At 42.5% G+C, this 12,932-nt stretch carries 6 protein-coding genes and 2 pseudogenes; all 8 read right to left on the bottom strand.

From position 1 onward, the window contains the following. Window positions 1-17: 17 nt before the first annotated feature. The 8 genes and pseudogenes from ACQVGT_RS01055 to bglH all read right to left on the bottom strand — a co-directional run bounded on the left by ACQVGT_RS01055 (window position 18) and on the right by bglH (window position 12,915). The gene (locus ACQVGT_RS01055; RefSeq protein ID WP_015385066.1) at window positions 18-1,166 is read right to left on the bottom strand and encodes a rhamnogalacturonan acetylesterase; all 1,149 of its coding nucleotides are present in this window, start codon (window positions 1,164-1,166) and stop codon (window positions 18-20) included. A gap of 149 nt (window positions 1,167-1,315) precedes the next feature. Next, window positions 1,316-1,546: a hypothetical protein gene (locus tag ACQVGT_RS01050; protein WP_489581905.1), complete on the bottom strand. Its 231-nt coding sequence runs from the start codon at window positions 1,544-1,546 to the stop codon at window positions 1,316-1,318. After that, window positions 1,538-1,666, bottom strand: a pseudogene (locus tag ACQVGT_RS01045) (hypothetical protein); the annotation flags it as partial. The gene ACQVGT_RS01050 and the pseudogene ACQVGT_RS01045, both read right to left, overlap by 9 nt. 89 nt (window positions 1,667-1,755) lie before the next feature. Further along, a pseudogene (gene wapI / locus ACQVGT_RS01040) lies at window positions 1,756-2,675 on the bottom strand (immunity protein WapI). Between the two features lie 22 nt (window positions 2,676-2,697). Next, window positions 2,698-9,705: a tRNA nuclease WapA gene (wapA, locus tag ACQVGT_RS01035; protein ID WP_015483907.1), complete on the bottom strand. Its 7,008-nt coding sequence runs from the start codon at window positions 9,703-9,705 to the stop codon at window positions 2,698-2,700. A gap of 164 nt (window positions 9,706-9,869) precedes the next feature. Continuing rightward, the gene (locus ACQVGT_RS01030) at window positions 9,870-10,805 is read right to left on the bottom strand and encodes a DMT family transporter (protein WP_015385070.1); all 936 of its coding nucleotides are present in this window, start codon (window positions 10,803-10,805) and stop codon (window positions 9,870-9,872) included. A 151-nt stretch (window positions 10,806-10,956) separates the two neighbouring features. After that, window positions 10,957-11,403 carry a universal stress protein gene (locus ACQVGT_RS01025; protein ID WP_003227162.1) on the bottom strand — a complete coding sequence of 149 codons (447 nt, stop codon included), beginning with the start codon at window positions 11,401-11,403 and terminating at the stop codon, window positions 10,957-10,959. Between the two features lie 102 nt (window positions 11,404-11,505). Continuing rightward, complete coding sequence (bglH, locus tag ACQVGT_RS01020) at window positions 11,506-12,915, bottom strand: aryl-phospho-beta-d-glucosidase (protein WP_015483909.1); 1,410 nt, start codon at window positions 12,913-12,915, stop codon at window positions 11,506-11,508. Window positions 12,916-12,932: the final 17 nt, after the last annotated feature.

The raw sequence follows: 12,932 nt of genomic DNA, 5'->3' as shown, positions 1-12,932 counted from the left end.
GTCGAAAATATGACGTGTTAAAAGCCATCGATTCCCTGGCGTTTTAGCTCCTGAACAGCCAATCGCGCCAGTGCGTCGGCCCCCGCGCGATTCGGATGCAGCGTATCTCCATCCATATAAAGCCCGAGTGTTTTTTCCGGACCGATCGATGTAAAGTATGCCGAGCTGAGGACATTTAAGTCAATGAGATGTGTTTTTTCCTCTTCGGCCAAAGCTAAAATAGAGGCCCTGTACCATCTGTTTACAGACGAATGGATGCCTTCAGAAGTAAAATCGGTCGCCCGGCCATGAGGCGTTGATAGGATGACGTCGGCTCCTTTCGCTTTCACCTGACGAATCATATCACGCATCATCTCTTTAAACTCCGCTTCAGATTCATTATGCTTTGGATTTGTGTCATTAATGCCGAGCTGCAACATAAAATAATCTCCCGGCTTGATGTACTTCAGGATCGCCTCAAGCTGTCCATCATTTCTGAATCCTCTCGCGATCTGCCCGCCGGACGCCATGTTTCTCACTTGAAAGGTATGTTTATCGATATAGTGAGGCAGCATCTGCCCCCAGCCCGCCTGCTTGCTGCTGTTGAGCGGATAATAATTGCACACCGTCGAGTCGCCGCCGACATAAATGGTTCGGTTCGTCACCGGCTGATCAGACAATTTCTTTATTTTCAAGGCGCTAAGCGTAAAAGCGGTGCCAGCTTTCCCCTCTGTCACCAGCAGATTCAGCTGCCCGTCGGTGACAGGAATTTGGAACGTATCCTCCGCGCCATCCCCTGTCATATTAATGACCTGAAACACGCCCTCCGCCGCCACACTGGCCCTTGCCGTATTGCCAAGCGTCACCTTCACCTCATAAAGGCCATTCGGGAGATCCACATTAAACGTGTTATTGCTTTTCGTCCCATACGCTAAAAACTGAACCGCATCACTCTTCACACCAGTCCCGGATGCCGCCACATCCCTCATATTCTCCGGTGTTTGAAAACCGTAGCCCTTTGACCGATCATACCGATCAGACGCCCTGACACCAATGTAATCAGGCTCCACTGAACCGCTTCCAAAGTCAAACTGATACACCTTCGGCTCCGCTGCCTTCACCCTCTCATTCCCGCCAAAACACAGCATCAGCATCATCACAAAAACCGCTGCCATCCATTTTTTCATCAAGACTCCCCCTCTATGAAAACGAATACATTAATGCATACTCGGTGATTGTTTCTTTATGATGACTGAATGCAGAAAAAAATGGCGTTGAAAAATAAAATTGATGTGCCATATTTAAAAAGGGGGGTCTCAAGCAAAAAAGGGGAAAATCAGTGTGACTTCTTGTCACACTTGATCACATCCCAACCTCCGCAATAGAAACTCATCTGATCTTCTTGATCATACACATAATAACGGAGTCTTTCCCATTGATCGTCAGTCGGTTCAATCTCCAACTCAACCGCATCGATGGATTCAAGGTCATCCAGCTTTGATGCACTAATGTCTTCAAACCGCAAATGAATGTCACAGGTTTGAGCTGATAGTTTTAATTCAAACACAGGAATTTGAATATAACGATCATCTTCTTTCATATAGAAAGAAAACTCGTTTAATGTAAATGGACCTGTATCCTCATCAGAAAGATGCTTTTTCAATTTCTCGTATTGTGAGATATTCAAATGAATTCCCCCTATTTTTATGTTTCATCTAGATTTCTCACTTTCACTGCTTACCAAATATAATGAGTCTACTTGTTAAGCATCCCCTTTTATAAGCTTTGATTATTTAACAGAAAAAGCTTATTATTATGATCAATTCCTGCAACCTTATCTTTATAGGAAGCTACTTGTGTAAAACATAGACTTTCTCCATTGTTTTCATTTGAAATTTCTTGTTCTACATAATTTTGCATGTCATTTGTCTTGAATGCTTTTTCAATATTATAAGAGTCATCATCACGACTGAAAAGATAAATAGATGATCCATTTTTGATGCATGAACTACACTCTATTCCAACCTCAACTCTTTCTAATGTTTCTCCAAGTAAATTCAATTTTTGTAAATAATCTTCACCCATCGATCTGTAATACAAATAGATGGCATCCTCACTTACAAAAGTAGAATAATATTGGTCAATCACATAAGAACTAACACCGTGGGAATACAATTCATATTTTCCATTTTTAAAAACGAATTTATTAATCCCTCTCGTGCTTATTTCCTGATCCACGCATGAAAATATACCCGTTTCATCATAGCCGACCCATAAATTCTTATTTTGATCTATCATCATTGAATTAATGTACCGCCCCGCATAAAAAGATTGATGGAATCCTTCAATCGGATTCCACAAATATATATTGGGTTCAACGTCTCTAACACTATCCTCGTACTCTTTATCAATCAAAAACAAGAATGAATCATCAACTTTTTGTACATTTATGACTTGTTCGTTTGTTTGTATGCTAAAGCTATTCAAGAATCGTCCATCAGTGTTACCGTAGAGAACAATATGATTTATATATTTAGCACCATAATCGATTTCCTTTTTAGTCAATACAATTATTTCTGATTCAGTCATCGATAGTAATACTGTATCTTCCTCATTTACTTCGACATTCAAATCTCTAAATTTTAGTTCATGCATAGATGACATCCTTTCTATTTTTAAAAGGAAGAAAGAATCATCCCTCTTCCTTTTATTCACTTTTTAATAAGGATAACTCGTTACAACATACCTTCCAGACTTAACAACCTTTACAGTATAAGTATGCCGACCATTCGTTTTTCTTCCAATAGGCTTTTTAAACTTCTTAAAGTGAACTGTTCTACCATCTTTCTGGACGTATGCCGGTCTAGTTCTTGCTGTTGCCTTAGTTGTTCTTCTTAAAGTTTTAGCACTTCTAAACTTGCTTTTTGGTTGCCCATTTGGCATTCGTGCCTTCGACTTAGGACCATGATCTTTTTTGATATGTTTCCAGTTGAAATTTTTACCTGATTTCGCAAACCTATAAACCCTTTTAGCACCCTTAAATATCTTCCCAGGACCAAAATTAGAAGCAGCTGCCCAAGCAGCACCTTTCCATCCTTTACCTGATTTATATGCCTTATATCCATCATAGGCTGCAAATCCGGCATTTACCACAAGCCATACCCAATGCCCGTCCGGATCAACATTCATCACTGGGTTATTATTTCCATAAGCATACCCATTCTGATCCAATGAATCTCCGTCGCTGCCCGGGTCTGGGTCGAGTGATAGGAACACGCCGTTTCTTGGCTCGTAGTAGCGGGCCATGAGGTAGTACAGGCCGGTTTCTTCATCGTATTGGTAGCCTGCGTAGCGGTAGCGGTTGTCTTTTACTTCGTCGCTTGCTTCGGTTTTTGTTGGATTTCCCCATGCGTCGTATTGATACTTGGCAACGGTTTTTCCAGTGCTGTCTGAGATCGCGATGATGTCGCCGTGAGCGTTGTAGTGATAGAAATATTTCTTGCCATTTTCTGTGTAGGATAACAGCTGGCCACTGTCTCCGTACGTGTATGATTTTGTGACGTTGTTGTCCGCGTCTGTTTCATACAAGACGTTCAAGCTGTCTCCGTCGTAGAAGTAGTTCGTGACTTTTCCGTTGACGGTTTTTTGGATTCTGTTTCCTTTTTCGTCATACTTATATGTTGCGAATGGCTTGTCTTCGCCTTTTTTGGTAACGGCGGTCAGGTTATCTTCTGCATCCCACGTATATGTGAATTTGCCGTCGGATGTGCGGTTGCCGTTTTTATCGTAAGAGATGCTTTCATCATTGACTTTTGTCAGCTGGTTCATGATGTTGAAGGAAGCGTTCACCGTTTTGCTTGAGCCGTCTTTTATAGTTGTAACGGTTTTCCGGTTTCCGAATCCATCATATGTGTATTCAATAACAGTACCGTCTTCATGGGTTTCTTTGACAAGCTGATTCAGCTTCCCATACTCATATTGCACCTTGCCGCTTGCTGAGCTGTTTATCGTTGTGCGATTGCCGTTGGCATCATATTCATAGCTTTCCGTCAGAATGCTTCCGCCGTTTTTGTCACCGATATGCAGCGAGCTTACAAGGTTTCTTTCGTCATATGAAAAACTTGTTCCGCCGCCGTTGCCCGTAATAAAGGTTTGGACGTTTCCATTTTCATCATAATCAAATGAATATGAAGATGTACTGTCTTTCATCTCAATCATTTGGTCCAGCTTGTTATACGTAAATTGATTCGTTCCTTTTTGGTCCCCATGAGTCCACGAGAAGGTTTTCAGCTTATCGGAGTCACTAGGGTATGTCCAAGTTTGGCTGCCGCCGCGGTCAGTCAATTCGGTTAAACGGTTTTTGTTGTCAAATGTCCGTTTCTTTGTGGTGTTCTGCTCTTTATTAACGACCGACGTTTCATTTCCATTTTTGTCATACGTGAAATTGTACTTTTCTGTACCGTTATACGACTTTGATTTCACCCGGTCTGTTCCATCATAAGAAAGAGATACTTCGTTGCCATTCGGTGAAATGGTTTTGGTCAGGTTGCTGTTGGCATCATATTCGCTTGCTAACACATTGCCGAGAGGGTCAGTTGTTTTGACAAGCTTGCCCATCACATCATATTCGTATTTATAGGTTTGATCTGCCCCCGCCCGGATGGTTTTGCTTATCTCATTGCCTTCCTTATCATAGCTGTGAAGGATAGACGTACCGTTGGAGAGCGTCATGTTTGTCAGTTGGTCTGCCTGATCATACGTATAGGTTGTTTTTTCACCTTTTGCATCCGTTTCAGACGTTTTCTTACCAGTTTCATCGTAATCAGTTGAAGTAGAGTATCCTAGTTCATCTTCTTCCTTAGTCACATAGTTACCATTACTGTCATACGTGCTTTTTGTTAGAAGGCTTCCTTCAATCAAACGGATATCATCAAACCACGCGGTTCCTGTTGCACTCTTTTGGAACAGTATGCTGATATCGACTTTATTGATCGGCTTTGTTTTTGGTATAACCACAGCTGCGCGGTTCCATTCCTGTGTTCCAGAAGGGAATTTCGCATTGTATACGCCTGTGCTGCCGTCCGCGTAAGTGACATTAGCCTGCAGAGAATAGTCTTTTTCATCTGTGAACTTGACACTGCTTGCTTTCGACATGCCTGTCAGTGTGAGATAAACCGGTTTGTCATTTGCGCTTTGCCCTAAGACAACGGTTTGTTTTGTTACTGATCCAGCTTGGGACGCACTGGTCCGGGCAACTTTTAATGATACTTCATCATTAAAGCCTTCTTCAGAATCAACGGATGCCCCGCTTACATTCCAGTTTTCCGTTGCTGATGTGAAGCTGCTGTTTTGAACTGGGTTATAGCTCGATGATACTTCGCCTTTTTCCAGCTGGACTTCATCGAACCATGCTTTTCCTTTACCATCTTTATCTTTATGATCGACTTCCATATACACAACAGCTTTTCCTGCATTCGCTGGAGTCGTAAAAGTGATTTGCCGTTTTGTCCAGTCATTTTTTCCGGCTAATGCACTGTATTCATTGTGAATCCACTGTATTCGTTTTTGATCTTTGTCTCGCAAATCAATGTTAAAGTAGGCTCTTGATTTCGCTAGATCTGTTTTGATTTTCCCGCTTAATGTATAGGTTGTATTCGGCTCCAGCTCAACTGTTTGTGTTGCTGACGAATACCCATGATCTGTTCCGGCAGACGTTGATTGGCTCAAGACTTCCAATGCCTTTGATCCGGAAAGAACCCCGCTTTTATCGGTGATAATTGAGATTTTGCCGCTGTCTTTAGAAGCAGTCAGATTCCAGCCGGATTTTTGTGCTTCAAAGCTTCCATCTTTCAAAATATTAGTTGAAGCTGATAAATCTTTGCTGGATTGAATCTGATTTCCGTATTTATCATAAACAGCTGCTGACGATGATTTTCCGCTCTGATCAGTTTCGGATACAGCATCCAGTCCGTCATAAGCAATATCCGTGACATTGCCCTCGGTATCCTTCATTTTTGTGACATCGTTGTTTTTGTTGTATTCGTATGTCTCAGTTCCATATGCGTCTTTAACAGACGTAACGTTGCCATCTTTGTCATATTGATAGCTTTCCGTTGCTTTTCCGGTGCCGACGTCGTTTGGATCGACATCTTCTACAACATTATTGCCTTCATATTTTGTATTCGTTGTAATTTTTAGCCCTTCGGCATCATCAATAACCTGAATCGGATTTCCCGCTTCATTATAGCCATACTGTACCTTCCGGCCATTTGGCTGTGTCATGAGAAGCGTCTTTTTATCAGCATCATAGCTGTAGACATATGTTTCTTTTTTAGCGTTGATCGCTTTATCGAGACGGTGTCCGTTATACTGATATTCGGTAAAGACAGGCTTTGCTTCGGTACTGTTGGCTGAATATTGTTTGACAAGGCGCCCTTCGCCATCATAGTCATAGCTTGTGACAGTCCCGTCTGTATCTGTAACCTTCTTCAGCAAATCATTCTCATATGAGTAGGTGACTTTCTTATTCTTAGGTCCGGTGATGGAAGTCACATGGCCGTTTTCATCATAGGTAAATGTAAGCTTGCGGCCTGATGCATCTGTAATGGCGGTCAGTTGATTTTTGTCATTGTAAGTATAGACAGTTGCATTGTTGTGGCCATCCACTACTTTTTGGAGTTTGCCGCCTTTTTTATTAAAATAAGCGTTGGTTTGATCCTTTGTTTTTAATATGAACTGATCAGCTGTTTCTGTTAATTCAAGATATACACCGGTCGGCGGCTGATACGTGCCATCGGCTTTTTTCGTGAATCGATGTGTCGTAGCGTCTTCATCGATATACATTGCCCCGCCATCCGTTGAGATGACAGATGTTTCTGCATCAGCATACCAGCCTTGCCCAAATAAATGATCAGAGCTGTCAAGACTGTTGTAGGTTCTCGATAAGCCAAGTCCTGGACCGCGTCCGTCAATTGACAAATCTTCTTCATTCACAATGACATTGCCTGTCGCACCATTTAACTGGCCGCTTGGGATATCAATGATAGACCAGTATTCTTCTGTCCCAAGGAATTCTGCGCCTTCATGGAACGTTGGGTTAAAGGGCGCCGTTGGAATCGTTTCACCATTCGCATCATAGGCGACAAGCGTGAAAGAATAATTCTTCTTCCCTTTGTAATTCCCATTTGCATTGTTATAGACAGGTGATGGATCGAGGGCTAATTCCCCGCCTTTTCCATCTGTATGAAGCTTATAGCTTCCGGCTTTGATTTCCTCAGAAGTCGGCCAGATGTTTTTATTTTGGGTTGTCCAATGATCAGCATCACCAACATCAAAGGACTGATATTCTTTACCGTTGTAAATGTTAACTTTATAGCCCTTCGCATTTTGAACCTTTTCCCATATCAAATTCACATAACCCGTTTGACTCGATTTTGTATTTGTATACAAATAGCCAGTTAAATTCTTTGGCCTAGCGATATCAGGAAGTGCCGGGTTAGCAGCCGGGGATGCAATGGCTTCGCCATCTTTGTTGTATGCGATAATTTTAAACGAGTAATTTTTTTTGGCTCCATCTCCCCCGGCGTTTTTATAGGTTGGTCCGGGATTGATCGGCAGCTCTGCACCATTGCCGTCTTTCAGATGAAGAGCATATTTCCCAGCCTTAATTTCAGCACTTGTCGGCCAAATCTTTTTCCCTTTGGTGGTCCAAGACGTCTGATTTCCCAGATCAAATGTCTCAAAGCCTTTCCCATTGAACACCTGAACCTTATAGCCGGTTGCACCAGATACAGCTTTCCAAGAAAGATCGAAATACCCTGTGGCATTCCCATTGTTGTAGCCTTTTGCTGATGGTGTTTGTGCTTTTCCTACATTAGGGATAACGGGTTTTGCCGGTGCGGACATCGCTCCTTCACCTTGGTCAAATATTGCACTGACGCCAATCCAATAGTTTTTGCTTGTGGCATAGCTTCCGCCGGAGTTCTTATAGACCGGGGATGGGTCTAGTGCCAATTCGGCTCCGTCCTTGCCGTCCAGATGCAGTTTATATCTCTTGGAAGCAATTTCTGCGCTCGTAGGCCAGATTTTTTTCCCTTTTGTGCTCCACGACGTGACGTTGCCTGTAGAAATCGCTTGATATTCTTTACCATTGTAAATCCATACCTTATACCCTTTCGCACCTTCAACCTTTTTCCAACTGATATCGAAATAACCAGTGGAATCACCATTGTGATAGGCTTTAATTGTAGGGGTGTTTCCCTTTGGTATGGTATACGTCACTTCAATATACGGTTTATTGGCGGAGTTCGCTGAAGAAATTAGTTTTTTCCAGTATTCCTTACCGTTTCCGTTTGTATGAAGCTTAAACCCATAGTTGGCCCCGCCGGAGTTCCATGACTTTACAGCAGCGGTCACATCATAACTCGCCCACTGTCCTTTATGGACGTCGGCTTTTCCGATATTTTTAGATGCCGGTTTGGTGTTCCATGTCACTTTTGCATTATCATAATTGCTGTTGACCGTATCCAGCCAAAGACCGGTTGCCTTTGTTCCATAATAGGAATGGGCTACGTATGTTTTTAATGTAGCTTTAGTGACAGTCATATTTTGAATTGGCTTTAGGTTGTTAAATTTCATGAACGCATAGTTTGTGCCTGTTGTTTTGTCATAATAGCCCGTTTTCAGTACATAGGCCTTTAAATTAGCATCCCATTTTTGTGAGGAGGCCGAATAGTTCGTCGTCGGGTAGGCACTCATGACAAACGTGTCCGATGAAACAGATAAAGAAGTTGACGGGTCGATAGATACTGGATATACGCGTTCTGGGTCTTTCAGCCAACTCTCGTCTGCCGTAAGATGAAGCAAATACCCTCCTTCATTCTTTTCCAGCTTATAGCTGACTTTGTCTGAACGTTCAACCTCGCCGGAAAGCTCATCTAGTTTTGAATCCGTCATAAAAGGTTTAGGCACAGAAAAAACAACTTTGCCTTTTTCATCAGAAAAATCAATGGATCCATCCTCTTGTTCTTTAGCCTGCAAATCGGTTTTTAACTGAAATGTAAATGTGTTGTATCCATCATACTGATGAAGGACTAAATCTTCTTTTATGTTTTCATTGAATGTGAAAGTCTGAAGATCAATATTCGGAAAAACATCCGGATACACAATCTCATTACTGTCAGTCTTATAATCTGCTGAGGTATCTTTCGGAGTAAGTGAAGTTTTATTCGGGCCTTTCGCTTCTACAAGTGAATATGTAACCTTATGGTCATTATGCTCAAAAGTCGCATAAAGCCCGTTCTTCATTTGCTTTTGAAAATCTGAATTCAAAATGGCATTCTCTGTCTCGACTTGTTTGCTTGTCGACTCTTTTAACTCAGGAGAAATGTCTTCCCAGTCGGCATCAGGTGTTTCCTTTGTATGAATAGGATCAAGGTATACTTCCTGTTTATAGACACCGTCACCTTCATAATAGAGTTTTGTATTTTCTGTTCTTTCAGAGGTGATCTCACCCTCTTTGTTTATATCTTTTGGATCAAAAGGTACGGCTTCCTCAGTTTGTTCTTTCTGAAGAGTTTCTTCTGGATCATCGGCAGCAATACGATCTCCATTCTCTTCTTCTGTGGATTTTGCCAGTACATCGGCTGGCACTAATGAAATTATTAAAGCCAACACTAAAAATGCTGCTATGAACCTTTTAAAGTTTCGCCTCTTTCTTTTTTTCATTTTCTCTCTCCTTTTGTAATAAAAGTAATATTTACTCAATAATCTTAACTAGACTGAAATATTATTACAATATTTTTCTAGAAAATTTATCTTATTTTAAGGATTAGCGAGAGTCAATTGACCTAAAACAAAAAAAGGCCGCATAGGCCTTTTTACATTTTCCATTATTGCATTTGTTCAATATCCGTACCCTCAGCTGCCACATTCGCCTTCCCCTGCCTCCTGACAAGCGTCAAGGCCATGCCCGCAAAGATCAGCACGATGCCAAGCGTTTGATAGAGGTCAGGGCGGAAGCCTGTGAAGACGGTATCGAGCACGATCGCGACAGCGGGGTCGAGAAATACAATGATTGAAATAAATTTCGTTGATAAAAATCGCAAACTGTCAAAAAATAACAAATATACAATACCCGTATGGATGATGCCGGTAGATACCACCATAATCCAGTTTCCCTGAGATAGATCAGCAAAAGCGCCAAAGTGAATAAACGGAATCAGGATGATAACCCCTAAACCCGTCTGCAAGAAGGTGGTCGTGTAAGGACTGAGATTGTGAATGCCTTTTCCCAATAAAGTGGTGAACGCATAAAACAGTGCGGCGAGAACTGCCCATATGATCCCTGATCCCATCAGCTGTGTCAATGAAGTGCTGCCGTTAATCCCGGAAATCAGCGCAGTTCCCAGAAAGCAGATGATAATGGAGCTGACGGAGATCACATTTAATTTCTCTCTGTAGAGGAAGCTCCCCAGAAGAAGAACAAGCACCGGCGCTAGATGATAAACGGAGATGGCAATTGTAACGGACGTTTCTTCAAAAGACTTAAATAAGAACACCCAGTTGAATACAAGAAAGAAACCGCACGCCAATGTTTGCAGCACGTCTCTCTTGCTCCATTTTTCAGTTTTATACTGGCCGGACGCCAGCCAGCAAAGGCCTAAAAACAGCGTCGCGCAAAGGCAGCGAACAAAGACCAATTCAAATGACGGCAGATTGGTATGCTCTGAGAAAAAGCCGATGGAGCCGAAAATCACCATGGAGATGACCATTTTGATTACGGCTGTTGATTTTTGTTTTGGTGTGATTGAGAGATCTTGCTGCATCAACCGTATTCTACCTCCAGTACTGCATGGCATAAATAGTTTTTAATAAATTCAGAAATCTATACATAGAATTCCTCTTTTTTACATGTGGATATTATAACACTTCTATTCTAAATAGAAAAAAGCGCCCGAGGGCGCTTTTTTTACAAATCTATCGAACAATCAAAACCGGGCATGTTGATAATTGAGACACTTTATGGCTGACGCTTCCAAGCATCATTTCTTTCAGGCCGCTGATCCCCCGGCTGCCAACTACAATCAGGCTGACGCCTTTCTCTTTTGCGTGATTTAGTATCTCATGCGCCGGCTCGCCATTCGCGTAAATGGTTTCAGCTTGAACGCCTTTTTCGGCTGCTTTTTCTTTTGCATTTTCAAGGATTTTCAGGCCCTCTTTTTTAACCTCGTTCCTGATTTCATCAATAAAGTGTTCAGGCACATAGACAATTCCCGTCAGAGAAGAAGTCGTGACGACGGCTTCTCTCCCCACATGAAGAATGCTTAGTTCCGCTTGCTGCTCTTTTGCCAAATGCACCGCGGCATCAAGCGCTTTTGCACTCATGTCTGATCCGTCAATCGCTACTAACATTTTGTTAAACATGCTCTTCCCGCCTTTCGGACTGTGGGTGGTTCATCTTTCTCTTTTATTGTCCGCCTGCATTTCGTTATTGTCAATTGAAGCGCATGAGTTTTCAAAAAATTGTCAGAGACTCTCTCCGTTTGTGGCGATAACCTGCTGATACCAGTTGAAGCTTTTTTTCTTGATGCGATTAAATGTTCCATGTCCTTCATTGTCCCGGTCCACATAAATGAAGCCGTAGCGTTTTTTCATTTCCGCGGTAGATGCGCTGACAAGGTCAATTGGCCCCCATGATGTGTATCCGATTAATTCAACGCCGTCTGCAATGGCTTCGCGCGCTTCAATTAAATGATCACGCAGATAGTTGATTCTGTAATCGTCCTGAATCGTGCCGTCCTCTTCAACCTTGTCTACAGCGCCAAGGCCATTTTCAACAATGAACAGCGGCTTCTGATAACGGTCGTATAAGGTGTTGAGCGTGATGCGCAAGCCTTTCGGATCAATTTGCCAGCCCCATTCTGATGATTTGAGGTAAGGGTTTTTGACTCCGCCCAGCAGGTTGCCCCCTGACTTTGCAAGCTCTTCCGGATCTGTGCTCGCCGCCATCGACATGTAGTAGCTGAATCCAATATAATCCACCGTATGTTCTTTCAAGAGCTCTTCATCGCCTTCAGCCATTTCAATTTCAATATTGTTTTCTGCCAGATAGCGTTTCATATATCCCGGGTATGCGCCTCTTGCCTGAACATCTGAGAAGAAAAGTGTTTTGCGCTCATTCTCCATTGCCGCGAAGACATCCTCCGGCTTAGAAGTCATCGGATAGGTTGTCGTTGCCGCTATCATACAGCCGATTTTCGAATCAGGAATGATGTCGTGGCCCGCTTTGACAGCAAGAGCACTGGCCACAAATTGGTGGTGTGCCGCCTGGTACATCGCGTTTAATTTGTTTTCTCCTTCTTCAAAAACAAGGCCGCCTCCGGTAAATGGCGCATGGAGCACCACGTTAATTTCATTGAACGTCATCCAATACTTCACTTTGTGTTGATAGCGTTTGAAAACCGTTTTGGCATAGCGTTCATAAAACTCTATGACTTTGCGATTCTTCCAGCCTCCATAATTTTTCACTAAACCGAGCGGCATTTCATAATGAGAGATGGTTACGACAGGCTCAATATGATGCCTTAACAGCTCATCAAACAGATCATCATAAAAGCTGAGGCCTTCTTCATTGGGCTCCTCTTCATCGCCATTCGGAAAAATTCTCGTCCACGCAATCGATGTGCGGAACGCCTTAAATCCCATTTCTGCAAATAAGGCGATATCCTCTTTATAACGATGATAAAAGTCAATCCCGTTGTGATACAGATTCAAGGAAGTCATTGATTCATCAAATGGAGACATGATCCCGTTCGGAGATACGTCAGCTGTCGAAAGCCCCTTACCACCCTCGTTATAAGCACCCTCCACTTGGTTGGCAGCAACTGCGCCGCCCCATAAAAATCCTTCTGGAAATCGTTTTGCGTTTGAACTCATATTGATCACCCCATTAG

It is taken from the genome of Bacillus sp. SCT118 (genome assembly GCF_058566435.1).
This window is presented reverse-complemented; position numbering and strand designations above follow the sequence as displayed.